The organism is Sphingomonas rustica (assembly GCF_039652585.1).
In the GTDB taxonomy this organism is placed as follows: Bacteria; Pseudomonadota; Alphaproteobacteria; order Sphingomonadales; family Sphingomonadaceae; genus Sphingomonas; species Sphingomonas rustica.
Genome location: NZ_JBDIZK010000008.1, coordinates 210,394 through 223,337 on the forward strand (window position 1 = coordinate 210,394; position 12,944 = coordinate 223,337).

The window sequence follows — 12,944 nt, forward strand, 5'->3', positions numbered from 1 at the left end:
AGGGCGCGGCTAACCCGAGGAGAAACCATCCTCGGGAAAGCCAATGATCGTCATCTCCACCGGCGTGCCTGCCGGCCCCTGTCCGGCGGCCGGCAGCGTGTCCGCCGCCGCCTTGCCGCCACCCCAGATCCCCGCTGCCGCCGGCGTCCCGGGCGATATCGGCCGGGAGGCGGGCCATGTCTGACGCCTCGCCCGAACGCGACACGCGATTCCAGTACGAGATCATCAAGGACCTGTCCGCCAGCATCCGGCGGCTGGCGGATTCGATGTCGGAGATGCAGCGCACCCAGGTCACCATGCTCGAGCGGCTGGCCGCGCTGGAGGCGAACAAGGTCGGCGAGTCGGTCGCCGCGCTGGCGGTCGAGCTGAAAACGCTCGACGACCGTGTCGACACCCTGTTCCGCGACAAGGACCGTCGCGACGGCGCGATCGGCCTGATCGGCGGCATCCGCAGCTGGTGGCCGGCACTGATCGGCATCGCCAGCCTGTTCAGCGCGCTGTGGCTGGCCGGCAGGTCCGCCGGCCTGATCCCGGCGCCGCCCGCGACGCTTCCCCCGCCGGTCGCGATCGAGCGTCGCGCCGCAACCCCAACGGAGGGCCCGTGATCATGAAGACCATCGATGCCATCATCGAGGATGTGCTGGCCAATGAGGGCGGCTATGTGAACGACCCGCGCGATGCCGGGGGCGAGACCAATTACGGCATCACGATCGCGACGGCGCGGGCCAATGGCTATTCCGGGCCGATGCGCGACCTGCCGCGCGCAACCGCCTTCGACATCTATCGCCGGCGCTATGTCGTCGCGCCGGGCTATGCGGCGATCGCCGGGATGTCGATGCCGGTCGCGGCCGAACTGGTCGATACCGGCGTCAACATGGGACCGCCGGTCGCGTCCCGCTTCCTCCAGCGCGTGCTGAACGCGTGCAACGACCGCGCGGGCAGCCCGGACCTGGTCGTCGACGGCATGGCCGGACGGGCGACGCTGGCGGCGCTGGGCGCCTTTCTGGCGCGGCGCGGCGGCGAGGGCGAGCGCGTGCTGCTGGCCGCGCTCAACGGGCTGCAGGCGGCGCGCTATATCGAGCTGTGCGAGGCGCGGCCGGCCAATCGCGCCTTTGCCTATGGCTGGCTGCGCACGCGGGTGGCGGCATGAGCGTGCGGCTCCAGCTGGGCGGGCTGATCGCGATGACGATGCTGGCGATGGCGATCCTCTTCCTGATCGGCCACACCTTCGACGGGATGCTGGGCGAGGTGACGCCCGACGGCAAGGTGCCGCTGGCCGATGCCGGGCTGTTCACGGCGCTGCTGCTGTCGTTCCGCGAGGTGCTGGGCGTCATCAAGTCGCTGTGGGAGCATCAGGATCGCGACAAGCTGACCGAGGCGCTGTCCAACTCGATCCCCGCCGCGCGCGGCGACCCGCCGGCGGACGGCGAGGGGACGGCGCCATGACCCGCCTGTCGAAGCTGCTGGTCGGGCTTGGGCTCATCATCCTGGTCCTGGGCATCCTGTGGCTCGACGCCTGCCAGTCGGCGCGCAACGCGCGGAGCGAGGCCAGGCTGAACAAGGGCCAGGCGGATGCCGCGGTCCGATCGGGCCGCGACGCGGTCGACACGGTCGGCAACCGTGCCGCCGCCGACACACGGGGCGACGCCCTCACACGGGAGAATGACGATGCGATCCGGAATGCCGAGGGTGCTGGCGCGCCTGTTGCCGATGGCGTGCGCGATGCCGGTCTTGCCGGGCTGTGCCGGCGCGCCGCCTATCGTGGCGACCCCCGGTGCGTGCAGCACGCTGATCCCCGATAGCTGGCGCCAGGGGGTCCCCGGCGCGCCGTTGCCGGTGGGCGGCGTGGTCGGCGACTGGATCGCCTTCGCAGATGCTCAGACCGGGCAGCTCGACAAGGCCAATGGCCGCACGGCAGACACGCTGGCGATCATTGAGCGATGCGAGGCGCGGGATAGGGCGGCGGTGAAGCGGACGGGGTAGCGACCGATCACCATCCGTCGTCAAAGCGTGTCAGCTTCGCCGTCTCACACCGTTGAACGGCGATTGCGAGGCCGATCGTCAGGGTGATGAGGAAGCTGAAACTCACGATCGCGGCACCCTTGTCATCGAAGAACTGAAGAACATAGCTTGCGGGGCCCAGAACGGGCGCAGCGTAGAGTGTGGTCAGCCACCAGCCAAGATCACCGTCATATTGCCAGCCCGCGGCAACATTTATGACCACGGCGAGGGCGGCGGTCCAAAGGTACAGGAGCGGTCAACGAACAAACCAGGGCGATCGGGCTGTAAAGACCATCATCTGCGGACCATTCACAACATCTCGAGGGACTTCAATAGGTCGGCGCGATTTCTTGCGCCACGTAGTAACCTTGCGTGCGCGTGTGCCGTTGCCCGCAATTCTTTCCGCAGAAATGAAGGGCTTTCGCCTCTCTCGTTCACGGAAATCGGTGCCGGGTGAATACGACCTCTCGTGGCGGCAGCGTAGGTTGAGCCGATCCGCATCGGTTCGAACCCGGCTGGTCTATGCCGATCAGGCAGACTATCAAATCATTGGTGATCGCGACGATGCGGCAGGCGGATGGGCCGGAGGACGGAAGCATGTCAGTGACGCGAAAGCTGATGGGATATTCAGTTTTATCGCTGATCCTGCTCGGCTTGGCTGGCGCGGCGGTTTGGCAACTTTGGGTGCTCATCGCGCTCGTGCAGATTGGCTTTCTGTTGGGCGGCCAGCCAAATTGGAGCGGGATACTGACGGTCCTATTGGCTCTAGGGATCACGCTCCTGGTCTCTCTCGCAGGTATCGTTCACCTGATGTCGCGGATGAGGGCGTTGATCGACGAGACTCGCCGGAGCGGCAACGCGGGCGGGCCGGGCATCCAAGCTGGTTGATGCGACGACTGGCGGAGGTTTGATCCTGCTCGGGCCGGATGTGCGCATTCGTCCCTTGCCCAGTTCCGCACGACGATGGCGACCGTACCTCGCCCAGTGCGAGCCGACGCCTCAAGGGCCTTGCGTACGGGATGTGCCACGCCACTTCACCAGGGCAAGAGGCGTGCGCCCTATCGCGCGTGGCGTTCCGCCATGTACCGACCGGGCGACGTCCCCAGCGCCTTGCGGAACATCGTCACGAAGCCGGGGACGCTTTCATAGCCGAGGTCGCCGGCGACCTGCTGGATCGATGCGCCGTCGGCCAGCCATTTCACGGCCAGGACGACGGCCAATTGCTGGCGCCAGCGGCCGAAGCTCATGCCGGTCTCGCGGCTGATGAGGCGTTCCAGCGTCCGTTCGCTCATGCCGGCGCGGGCGGCCCATCCGGTCAGCGTCGCCCGGTCCGCGGGCGCGGCCATCATCGCCTCGGCCACTTTCCTCAGCCGGGCATCGCCGGGCATCGGCAGGTGCAGGTCCTCGACCCGGGCCGCGGCGAGTTCGTCGAGGATGACCGCGACCAGCCGGCTGTTCGCGCCGCCTTCCTCGTAGAGATAGGGCAGGTGTGCGGCGCGGGTGAGCAGTTCGCGCAGCAGCGGCGTCACCGAAACCGTGCGACAGGCCTGGGGCAGCCCGACCGCCACGTCGAAGCCGATAAAGGCGTTGTACCCCTTGAGCGCACCCGTCGCCCGGATCGCGTGCAGCGCGCCGCCGGGGATCCACAGCGCGCTGCCGGGCGGGACGATCCACAATCCGCCCTCCACCTCGCAGCTCAGCGCGCCGCGCTGGACCAGCAGCAGCTGTCCCTTGGCGTGGCGATGGAAATCGAGCTCGAACCCGCCAATGTCGGACATCTCCGCCCCGAAGGCGACGATCGGGCGGGGCACCTCGTCGGGCTCCATCCAGTGGGAGGCATCGAGATCGGTCAGGATCGGCATTCGCTGTCCCTCCTGTGCCGGACCGTGATGGCGGAATCGAATAACATTCTGTCCGGACTTCGTAATGACGCCACTGGCGATGCCCGGTATCCGATCTTCAGTCCCTCGTCGAGGCGTCCCGCCTTGCGGCAACGAGTTTGAGGATCACGCATGACGACATTGACCAGCCCCCGCTTCGCCGAGCTTCTGGCGGTGCTGCACCAGGACGCGGAACGATCGGATCGGGACCATGTCGCGGAGATGATGGCGGCGATCGAGGCGCCGGGTGCCTCGATCGATACGGTGGTCGCCGATCTGCTGGCGCAGGAGCGCGCGGATTACCCGGCGACCTATCGCGCCCGTGCCGGCAATTTCCTGGCGGTGTCGGCCGATTATGGCCGGTTCCTCTATGCGATGGCGCGCGCGTGCGCGGCGAGGCGCATCGTCGAATTCGGCACGTCGATGGGCATCTCGACCCTGTATCTGGCGGCCGCGCTTCGCGACAATGGCGGCGGGACGCTGATCGGCAGCGAGATGGAGCCGGCCAAGGTTGCGCGAGCAGAGGATCATCTGGCGCGCGCCGGCCTGTCCGACCTGGCCGAGATCCGCACGGGGGACGCGCTCGAGACCTTGCGGGATGTCGGCGGAACGGTCGACCTGCTGCTGATCGACGGCGCCTTTTCTCTCTATCTGCCGGTGCTGAAGCTGGTGGAGCCACACCTGAGGCCCGGATCGGTGGTGGTCGCGGAAAATGCGTTCGATCCGGACTATCGGAACCATGTTCGCGATTCGCGCAACGGCTATGTGTCGCTGGCGCTGCCGGACTCTCGCCGCGGCAACGACTTCGCCGTCAGGCTGGCGTGATGGGCGCGATGGATGCCGCCGCACCGTCCGGGCTCAGGGTCGCGGGCCGGCTGGACCGGGCGCTGATCCGGCTGCTGATGAAGCCGGCGACGATCGTCGCCAGCGAGCAGGTCGCCGACGGCTTTCGGCTGATCACGATGGAGGGACCGGTACTGCAAGGCGTCGACTGGACGCCGGGGCAGAAGCTGCAGGTCGCGATGGGATCGGCGTTCGTGGCGCGGACCTATACGCCGATCGAGTGGAACCCGGTCGCCGGGCGCGCCTGCATCCTGGGCGTCGCCGATGGCGGCGGGCCGGGAAGCCGGTGGTTGAACGGCGTCGTCCCCGGCGACCGCTGCGACCTGTTCGGGCCGCGCGCGTCGCTGTCCCTCGACCGGATGCCCGGACCGCTGGTGATCTGCGGTGACGAGACGTCGCTCGGCCTTGCCTATGCTGCCGTGTATCATCTGGCCGGATGGGACGTGTCGATCCTGCTCGAGGTCGCCGATCTGGATCGGGGCCGCAGGGTCGCCGCGGCGCTCGGCCTTCGCCACATCGCGCTGTTCGCCCGGTGCGCGGACGAGGGGCATCTGCCGGCGATGGCGGAACTGCTCGTCGAACAGGCCGATGCCGGCGCGTCCCTGGTCCTGACCGGGCGCGCGGGATCGATCCAGGTGCTGAAGCGCGCGCTGAAGGCGCGGCACGTCCCGGCCGCGCGCATCGCGACCAAGGCCTATTGGGCGCCCGGCAAGACCGGGCTCGACTGAGCGCCCCGCCTCACTGCTGCGCCAGCGCCCCGGCGACCAGCGGGGTGACCTTCGCCACGATCGCGTCGATGCCCTGCGCGGTCGGGTGGACGCGGTCGTCCTGCATCAGCCTGGGGTCGGTCACCACGCCGTCGAGGAAGAAGGGGTAGAGCGCGGCGTCATAGCGTTTCGCAAGGTCGGGATAGATGGCGTTGAAGCTGTCGGCATAGTCCTTGCCGAGGTTCGGCGCGGCGATCATGCCGGTCAGCAGGATCGGGATGCCGCGCCGCTTCAGCTCCTCGCAGATCGCGGTCAGGTTCTTGCGGGTTTCCTCCGGGTCGATGCCGCGCAGCATGTCGTTGCCGCCCAGATTGACCATCACCAGGTCGGGCTTGCGCTCCAGCCCGTCGAGGGTGAAGGCCAGCCGGCGCAGCCCCGCGGCGCTGGTGTCGCCCGAGACACCGGCGTTGCGCACGCTGGCGGCGATCCCGCTTTCGGCGAGTGCGCGCTGGAGGCGGGCGGGAAAGCTCTGCTGCTGGGTCACGCCGTACCCGGCATAGAGGCTGTCGCCGAACGCGACGATCAGCCGCTGCTCGCTGATGCTGGCGACCGCCGTGCCGTTGCCCGGTGCCGTATCGCTCGCATTTTCCTGCCGATTCGGGACATTATTCCCGTCCGAACACGCCGCCAGCCCTTGGAGCAGCAGCAGCGCGGCCGCATATGGCGCAAGTCTGTTGGACAAGGATGTCACCTTCCATAATGTCGATCGATCCGGCGGCGGATATCGCAATCCGCGCACGCAATGTCACCCTGACGCTTGGCGCCGTCGCGGCGCCCACCGAAATCCTCAAGGGGATCGACCTCGACATCGCCCGCGGCACCAGCGTCGCGATCCTGGGGCCGTCGGGTTCGGGAAAGTCGTCGCTGATGGCGATCCTGTCAGGACTGGAACAGGCGAGCGGCGGGACGGTGCGCGTCGCCGGCATCGATTATGACACGCTGGACGAGGACGGGCTGGCGCGGGCGCGGCGCGGGCGGGTGGGCATCGTGCTCCAGGCCTTTCACCTGCTGCCGACCATGACCGCGCTGGAGAATGTCGCGGTGCCGCTCGAACTGGCGGGTGCCGCCGATGCGTTCGATCGCGCCGCGGCCGAACTGGAGGCGGTCGGGCTGGGCCACCGCCTGAGCCATTATCCGGTGCAGCTGTCGGGCGGCGAGCAGCAGCGCGTCGCCATTGCCCGCGCGGTCGCGGGGCGGCCCGACATCCTGTTCGCCGACGAGCCGACCGGCAATCTGGACGGTGCGACCAGCGGCGCGATCGTCGACCTGCTGTTCGATCGCCAGCGCGCCGCCGGCGCCACCCTGCTGATCATCACCCATGATCCCGCGCTGGCCGCGCGGTGCGACCGGGTGCTGACGATGCGCGACGGCGTCATCGTCGCGGACGGCGCGGCTTGAGCGGGACGGCAACCGGCGCGCGGGCGCTTGGCTGGCGCGCCGCGTGGCGGATCGCGCGGCGCGACCTCAATGCCGGGTTTCGCGGGTTGCGGCTGTTGCTGGTCTGCCTGTTCCTGGGCGTGGTGACGCTGGCGACGATCGGCAGCCTGACCGCGTCGATCACCTCCGAATTGTCGTCGCGCGGCCAGGTGCTGCTGGGCGGCGATGTCGAGGTGGCGATGACCCAGCGCCAGGCGTCGCCGGCCGAACATGCCGAGCTTGCCCGGCTGGGCAGGGTCAGCGACACGATCCGCACCCGCGCCATGGCCCGCCGCGCCCTTCCGGCGGCGGGTGCGCCGGATGCGGTGTTGACCGAGCTGAAGGGCGTCGATCCGCGCTATCCGCTCTATGGCGCGGTGACGCTGGCGCCCGGCACCTATGCCCCGCTGGTCGCCGACCAGGTGGTCATCGGCCGGGCACTGGCCGACCGCCTGCTGCTGCGCGTCGGCGACACGGTGCGCTATGGCGAGGCGGCGTTCCGGATCGCCGCGATCCTCGACGTGGAGCCCGACCGGGTGGGCGAGGGGTTCACGCTGGGGCCGGTCGCGATCGTGTCGCTGGACGGGCTGGCGCGGACCGGGCTGATCCAGCCGGGCGCGCTGTACGAGACCAAATACCGTATCCGCCTGGCGCCCGGGCGCAGTCCCGAGGCGGCGATCGCGCGCCTGAAGGCGAAGTTCCCCAGCGCCGGCTGGGAGTATAAGGACCGCGACCGGGCGGCACCCGGCGCGGTGCGCTTCTTCGAGCGGATGGGCCAGTTCCTGTCGCTGATCGGGCTGGCGGCGCTGGTCATCGCCGGGATCGGCGTCAGCAACGGCGTCGCATCCTATCTGGCGCACAAGCGCGGCGGGATCGCGACGCTGAAGATCCTGGGCGCGAGCTCGGGCGATATCAGCCGCATCTATCTGCTCCAGATCGGCGCCGCCACGGCGGCCGCGGTGCTGGCGGGGCTGGCCGCGGGCGCGGTGCTGCCACTGGCGTTCATCGCGCTGGCCGGCGATCTGCTTCCGGTCACGCCGGGCATCGGCATCCATCCGCTGCCGCTGATGACCAGTGCCGCCTATGGCGCGCTGATCGCGCTTGCCTTTGCCCTGCCGCCGCTGGCGCGGGCGCGGGCGCTTCCGGTCGCCGCGCAACTGCGCAGCGGGGTGGAGCAACGGGTGCGGATCGATCGGCGCACCGCGCTGCTGGTCGCCGCGGCCGGATCGGTGGTGGTCGCGCTGGCGCTCGTCACCGCGCGCGAGCCGCTGTTCGCCGCCGCGGTGCTGGGTGCGATCGCGGCGGTACTGCTGGTGCTGCTGGGCATCGGCGCGCTCATTCGCCGGGTGGCGGCGCGCCTGCCGCGTCCGCGCCGCCCGCTGCTGCGGCTGGCGGTCGCCAACCTCCATCGCCCCGGCGCGCAGACCGTCGCGCTGGTGATCGCGCTTGGCCTGGCGCTGACGCTGTTCGTGACGCTGGCGGCGATCCAGACCAGCCTGAAGACCGAGATCGACGGCGCCGTGCCGCAGCGCGCACCCAGCCTGTTCGTGCTCGACATCCCGTCGGAATCGCGCGAGCGCTTCGACGACATCGTCCACGCCGCCGCGCCCGAGGCGCAGATGAACGTCGTGCCCTCGCTGCGTGGCACGATCACCGCCTATGGCGGCACCCGCGTCGCCGACCTCCAGACCCTGCCCGAGGGCGCCTGGTTCCTGCGCGGCGAGCGCGGCGTGACCTATGCCGATACGCTGCCGCAGGGGAGCGAGCTGGTCGCCGGCAGCTGGTGGCCGCGCGATCATGCCGGGCCGCCGCTCGTCTCGCTCGACCGCGAGGCGGCCCGCATCCTGAACCTGAAGGTCGGCGACCGGATGACCGTCAGCGTGCTTGGCCGCGAGATCGAGGCGCGCATCGCCTCGCTGCGGAAGGTCAATTGGGACACGATGGGGTTCAACTATGTGCTGGTCTTCTCACCCAACACGCTGATCGCGGCGCCGCACAGCCTGACCGCCACGATCGATGTCGAGCCGCGCCACGAAGGCGCGGTGTCGCGCGCGCTGCTCGGCACCTTCCCGTCCGCGTCGATCATCGCGGTCAGCGAGGTGCTGGGCCAGGTGCGCACGATCCTGGACCAGATGGCGACCGCGATCCTGTTGTCGGCGTCGGTCGCGATCCTGGCCGGGATCGCGGTGCTGATCGGCGCGATCGCGGCGGGGCGGCAGGCGCGGACCTATGACAGCATCATCCTCAAGACGCTGGGCGCGACCCGCGGCCAGATCCTGGCGGCGCAGGCGCTGGAATATGCCCTGCTGGCGCTGGTGCTGACCGCATTGGCTCTGGGGCTGGGCACGCTGGCGGCCTGGTATGTCATCACCGGCGTGTTCGAATTCCACTGGTCGCCCGACTGGATCGTGGTCCTGTCGACGCTGGCCGCGGGCGCGGTGCTGACGCTGGGGATCGGCCTGATCGGATCGATCCCCGTGCTCTCGGTCAGGCCGGCGCAGGCGCTGCGACGGCTCTAGAGACTGTTTGAAAAATCGCGGAAGAGCGATTCTGGAGTGGGCCGGTGCCGCACTGCACCGACAGGCGCATTGCCAGACGGCCTGTTGGCGTATTTCGGTTCTGATCCGGGACTGGCGCTTCTGGCGCACGAGACCGCCGAGTCGGCCGGCATCCCGAACCTCCCTTTCGAGTGAACGTTCCCAAAGCAAGGTAGCGCTAACACTGCAACCGATTGGAATGTCAGGAAATCCTGTTCTTTCAATCTGCTATGCCAAATAGCATCCCGATCCCGACATCGTTGTCTGAATTTGTCTGGACACCGATGTCCGGCCGTGACTAGACATCGGTGTCTCGGCAGGCCGGAATACCGGTGGCGAGGGGTCAATTCGTTGAGGGGGAGAGGATTATGAGGGGATTTGCACGCGACGTGCGCGGTCGCGCCAGCATGGCGGTCATCGCCACCACGTTGCTGATGTCGGGCCAGGCACTGGCTCAGGAAGCGCCGACCGAAACGGCGCCACAGGACGAAACCGTCGCCGCACCAGTGGAACAGGCTCGGGATGCCGAACCCGTCGCCGGCGAAGAGATCGTCGTCACCGGATCCAACATCTCGGGCGTGAAGCCGATCGGCAGCCAGGCGATCTCCGTCAGCCGCGACGACATCCTGTCGAGCGGCCGCAACTCGGTCGCCGACGTGCTGCGCACCCTGCCGCAGGTCCAGAATGTCAGCGGATCGTTCGACGGCGCCAGCGCGGGTCCCAGCGGCAGCGCCCAGTCGGGCGGCAATCCGACGCGCGGCACCGCGATCAACATTCGCGGCGTCGGCCAGGGCGGCACGCTGACACTGGTCAACGGCCACCGCGTCACCCCGTCGGGAACCGCAGGTGCCTTTACCGAGGCGAACCAGGTGCCGATCGCGGCGGTCGAGCGGATCGAGGTGGTCCTGGACGGCGCCTCCGCCGTGTACGGGTCGGATGCGATCGCCGGCGTGATCAACTATGTGCTGCGCAAGAATTTCAACGGCGTCGAGCTGTCGGGCCGCTACACCGCCGGTGCCTATGGCAATGACGAATGGGCGCTCAGCGGCGTCGCCGGAACCCACTGGACCGTCGCCGGCGGCGCCGGCAACGTCATCGCCACCTTCGAATATTCGCGCCGCAATCCGTATCTGCGCGGACGCAACCCGCGCCTGCGCGAGGATCAGCGGCCCTATGGCGGCAACGACAATCGACTGACGACCGGGGGCACCGCCACGGTTCCCCTGAACGGCAACATCGTCATCCCGACGACCGACCCCGCCAACCCGTTCGGCGCCGGGCTGGTCAATCCCGACTTCATCCTGGGCGGCGCCAACACCTATTACGCGCTGCCCGCCAATCCCGACGGCCGCATCCTGACGCTGGCCGACCTGCGCGAGGTGCGCAGCGGATCGTGCGTCGGTGCTGCGACGACGACCTGCACGACCTATCCCAACGTGGCCGAACGCGGATTCTACGACGATTATCTCAGCCGCCAGACGCGCAAGCAGGCATCGATCCTGATCAACCAGGAAGTCGGATCGCTCAGCCTCTACAACGAATTCTTCTGGACGCGGACCGACCAGTTCACCCGCACCTTCGCCGGCGGCAATGCCGCCACCAACCCGACGCTGAACATCAATCCCGACAGCCAATATTATGCGCCGCTGGCCGGCCTGCCCGACCTGCTTCGCTTCAACACCACCAACTTCACGTTCGGGCCGCAGCCGATCCAGGTGCAGTATAACCTGGTCGACCGGATGCCGGCCGACCTGCGCATCGGGAACGAGAATTTCGACGAGAGCTTCAACAACACCTTCGGTGCGCGGCTGCCGCTATTCTCCGACCTGACGGCCGAGGCCTATTATAATTTCGGCCAGAACAAGACCTGCGGCATCTGCTATCTCGGCACCTATATCTCGTTCGAGCAGAACAATCTCGCGGGGCTGGCCGCGGTCAGCGCGATCCAGCAGCTGGTCAACCTGCCATCCAGCAACCCGCTGGCGCTCAACCCGCTGTCGACCGCACCGTTCACCCAGGGGCAGCTCGACTTCATCCTGGGCAACAACCAGCAATATGCCCAGAACTGGAGCCACGACATCGTCGCCAAGGTCGACGGCACGCTGATCGACTGGGCGCCGGGCCGCTGGAAGTTCGCGGTGGGCGGCGAATATTATTACGGCATCCAGAAGCTGCAAAATGCCGGCAACCGTCCGCCCGATCCGGGATCGGTGTCGACGCCCGACGCCAATGCCCGCACCACGCGCCGCCAATATGCCGCGTTCGGCGAACTCTACATGCCGCTGGTCAACCAGGACATGGACGTGCCGCTGGTGCGTGACCTGACGGCCAGCGCGGCGTTGCGCTATGACGATTATTCGGACTTCGGTAACACCACCAACGGCAAGGTCAGCGCCACCTGGGAAGTGACCGAGGGGTTCAAGATCCGCGGATCCTGGGGCACGTCGTTCCGTGCGCCGGGCCTGCCCGAGCTGAATTCGGGCGCCTTCTCGTTCGCGCTGGGCGGCAACATCACCCCCACGCCCGAGATCGCCGCGCTGCTGGACGGCACCCGCCAGCCCAACGGGTCGCTGAACGTCATCAACATCATCGGCAGCAACAAGAACCTGCGCCCCGAAACCGGCACCAATTGGCAGTTCGGCGCCGATTTCACCCCGACCTTCGCGCCGGGGCTGCGCATATCCGGCACCTATTACAACCTGAACTATGCCAACAAGCTGGGCACGGCGGGCGTGCCGTTCACGATCAACACGTTCGTGCCGGGCGCGCTGGCCACGGTCGATCTCTATAATCGCTACAGCGCCTATATCATCCCGCTGAACAATGTTCGCACCGCGACCGGATGCACCTCGATCGATCCGCGGGCACAGGAGTTTTCGGGCTTCCTCTATTCCGCGATCGCCGGCTTCAACCCCCGCGACCTGTGCAACGCGGACCTGATCATCGACGGGCGCAGCATCAGCGCGGCCAAGACGGTTCAGGAAGGGATCGACGTCTCGGTCAACTACAGCCGGATGACCGATATCGGCGCGTTCAGCTTCAACGTGTCGGTCAACCACATCCTGCGCAATGCCGAGGCGACGGTCGCGGGCGCGCCGCTGGTCAAGCGGCTCGACACGGTCGGCGACCCGATCAGCTGGCGCGGACGCGGCAGCGTGACCTATAACAACGGACCGTTCACCGCGACGATGTTCGGCAATTATGTCGGCAGCTATGTCAACGACCTGCCGATCACGCTGAGCGGTAACGCCAGCCCGATGCCGCAGAGCCGGGTACCGTCCTGGACCACCTTCGACCTGAGCCTGTCCTTCAGCTATCCGCGCGGCGAGGAACGCTGGAGCTTCATGCGCGGCGTCCGGCTGGGCCTGACGGTCAACAACCTGTTCGGCAGCGAACCGCCGATCGTGCTGTCGACCGCCAGCGGCAATTCGTCGATCGACCTGTTCGCGCACAACGCATTCGGCCGCGCGATGCAGCTGTCGGTCACCAAGGCCTTCTGA

General features: G+C 68.1%; 15 protein-coding genes. 12 read left to right on the top strand and 3 right to left on the bottom strand.

The features are described 5' to 3' along the window. The first annotated feature begins 43 nt into the window (after positions 1–43). The 6 genes from TPR58_RS14680 to TPR58_RS14705 are packed head-to-tail and all read left to right on the top strand — an operon-like array spanning position 44 to position 1,983. A complete protein-coding gene (locus TPR58_RS14680; RefSeq protein WP_346247449.1) occupies positions 44–184 on the top strand; it encodes a hypothetical protein in 141 nt (46 codons plus the stop codon). Beyond that, positions 177–605 (top strand): hypothetical protein, encoded by a 429-nt coding sequence (locus TPR58_RS14685; protein ID WP_346247450.1) that lies wholly within the window; start codon positions 177–179, stop codon positions 603–605. Before TPR58_RS14680 ends, TPR58_RS14685 begins: the two co-directional genes overlap by 8 nt. Before the next feature lie 2 nt (positions 606–607). Continuing rightward, positions 608–1,150 (top strand): glycoside hydrolase family 108 protein, encoded by a 543-nt coding sequence (locus TPR58_RS14690; protein ID WP_346247451.1) that lies wholly within the window; start codon positions 608–610, stop codon positions 1,148–1,150. After that, the gene (locus TPR58_RS14695) at positions 1,147–1,446 is read left to right on the top strand and encodes a hypothetical protein (RefSeq protein ID WP_346247452.1); all 300 of its coding nucleotides are present in this window, start codon (positions 1,147–1,149) and stop codon (positions 1,444–1,446) included. Before TPR58_RS14690 ends, TPR58_RS14695 begins: the two co-directional genes overlap by 4 nt. Further along, positions 1,443–1,802 (top strand): hypothetical protein, encoded by a 360-nt coding sequence (locus tag TPR58_RS14700; RefSeq protein ID WP_346247453.1) that lies wholly within the window; start codon positions 1,443–1,445, stop codon positions 1,800–1,802. The genes TPR58_RS14695 and TPR58_RS14700 overlap by 4 nt, the downstream gene beginning before the upstream one ends. Beyond that, entirely contained in the window at positions 1,762–1,983 is a 222-nt protein-coding gene (locus tag TPR58_RS14705; RefSeq protein WP_346247454.1) for a hypothetical protein, read from the top strand. The genes TPR58_RS14700 and TPR58_RS14705 overlap by 41 nt, the downstream gene beginning before the upstream one ends. 7 nt (positions 1,984–1,990) lie before the next feature. Here TPR58_RS14705 and TPR58_RS14710 read toward each other — a convergent pair whose 3' ends face one another. Next, entirely contained in the window at positions 1,991–2,224 is a 234-nt protein-coding gene (locus tag TPR58_RS14710; RefSeq protein ID WP_346247455.1) for a hypothetical protein, read from the bottom strand. Positions 2,225–2,523: 299 nt separating this feature from the next. Between TPR58_RS14710 and TPR58_RS14715 the strand changes: the two genes are divergently transcribed. Beyond that, on the top strand, positions 2,524–2,889 hold the full coding sequence (locus TPR58_RS14715; protein ID WP_346247456.1) for a hypothetical protein: 366 nt from the start codon (positions 2,524–2,526) through the stop codon (positions 2,887–2,889). 170 nt (positions 2,890–3,059) lie between these two features. On the opposite strand, the gene TPR58_RS14720 is transcribed toward TPR58_RS14715, so the two are convergent. After that, entirely contained in the window at positions 3,060–3,863 is an 804-nt protein-coding gene (locus TPR58_RS14720) for an AraC family transcriptional regulator (RefSeq protein WP_346247457.1), read from the bottom strand. Between the two features lie 150 nt (positions 3,864–4,013). Between TPR58_RS14720 and TPR58_RS14725 the strand changes: the two genes are divergently transcribed. Together TPR58_RS14725 and TPR58_RS14730 are read left to right on the top strand one after the other, a co-directional pair. Further along, positions 4,014–4,706, top strand: a complete 693-nt coding sequence (locus TPR58_RS14725) for an O-methyltransferase (RefSeq protein ID WP_346247458.1) — start codon at positions 4,014–4,016, stop codon at positions 4,704–4,706. After that, on the top strand, positions 4,706–5,452 hold the full coding sequence (locus tag TPR58_RS14730) for a siderophore-interacting protein (protein ID WP_346247459.1): 747 nt from the start codon (positions 4,706–4,708) through the stop codon (positions 5,450–5,452). The genes TPR58_RS14725 and TPR58_RS14730 overlap by 1 nt, the downstream gene beginning before the upstream one ends. A gap of 10 nt (positions 5,453–5,462) precedes the next feature. Here TPR58_RS14730 and TPR58_RS14735 read toward each other — a convergent pair whose 3' ends face one another. After that, positions 5,463–6,173: an arylesterase gene (locus tag TPR58_RS14735; protein ID WP_346247460.1), complete on the bottom strand. Its 711-nt coding sequence runs from the start codon at positions 6,171–6,173 to the stop codon at positions 5,463–5,465. Between the two features lie 2 nt (positions 6,174–6,175). Here TPR58_RS14735 and TPR58_RS14740 point away from each other — a divergent pair, with 2 nt between their 5' ends. The 3 genes from TPR58_RS14740 to TPR58_RS14750 all read left to right on the top strand — a co-directional run bounded on the left by TPR58_RS14740 (position 6,176) and on the right by TPR58_RS14750 (position 12,944). After that, positions 6,176–6,889, top strand: a complete 714-nt coding sequence (locus tag TPR58_RS14740) for an ABC transporter ATP-binding protein (RefSeq protein WP_346247461.1) — start codon at positions 6,176–6,178, stop codon at positions 6,887–6,889. Beyond that, complete coding sequence (locus tag TPR58_RS14745) at positions 6,886–9,426, top strand: ABC transporter permease (RefSeq protein ID WP_346247462.1); 2,541 nt, start codon at positions 6,886–6,888, stop codon at positions 9,424–9,426. The genes TPR58_RS14740 and TPR58_RS14745 overlap by 4 nt, the downstream gene beginning before the upstream one ends. A 386-nt stretch (positions 9,427–9,812) precedes the next feature. Continuing rightward, complete coding sequence (locus tag TPR58_RS14750) at positions 9,813–12,944, top strand: TonB-dependent receptor plug domain-containing protein (RefSeq protein WP_346247463.1); 3,132 nt, start codon at positions 9,813–9,815, stop codon at positions 12,942–12,944.

Excerpts from the sequence above, each read along its gene's own strand:
- TPR58_RS14685 (WP_346247450.1), top strand. The coding sequence starts at position 177 with ATGTCTGACGCCTCGCCCGAACGCGACACGCGATTCCAGTACGAGATC.
- TPR58_RS14715 (WP_346247456.1), top strand. The coding sequence starts at position 2,524 with ATGCCGATCAGGCAGACTATCAAATCATTGGTGATCGCGACGATGCGG.
- TPR58_RS14720 (WP_346247457.1), bottom strand. The coding sequence starts at position 3,863 with ATGCCGATCCTGACCGATCTCGATGCCTCCCACTGGATGGAGCCCGAC.
- TPR58_RS14740 (WP_346247461.1), top strand. The coding sequence starts at position 6,176 with ATGTCACCTTCCATAATGTCGATCGATCCGGCGGCGGATATCGCAATC.
- TPR58_RS14690 (WP_346247451.1), top strand. The coding sequence starts at position 608 with ATGAAGACCATCGATGCCATCATCGAGGATGTGCTGGCCAATGAGGGC.
- TPR58_RS14725 (WP_346247458.1), top strand. The coding sequence starts at position 4,014 with ATGACGACATTGACCAGCCCCCGCTTCGCCGAGCTTCTGGCGGTGCTG.
- TPR58_RS14700 (WP_346247453.1), top strand. The coding sequence starts at position 1,443 with ATGACCCGCCTGTCGAAGCTGCTGGTCGGGCTTGGGCTCATCATCCTG.
- TPR58_RS14695 (WP_346247452.1), top strand. The coding sequence starts at position 1,147 with ATGAGCGTGCGGCTCCAGCTGGGCGGGCTGATCGCGATGACGATGCTG.
- TPR58_RS14730 (WP_346247459.1), top strand. The coding sequence starts at position 4,706 with ATGGGCGCGATGGATGCCGCCGCACCGTCCGGGCTCAGGGTCGCGGGC.
- TPR58_RS14750 (WP_346247463.1), top strand. The coding sequence starts at position 9,813 with ATGAGGGGATTTGCACGCGACGTGCGCGGTCGCGCCAGCATGGCGGTC.
- TPR58_RS14680 (WP_346247449.1), top strand. The coding sequence starts at position 44 with ATGATCGTCATCTCCACCGGCGTGCCTGCCGGCCCCTGTCCGGCGGCC.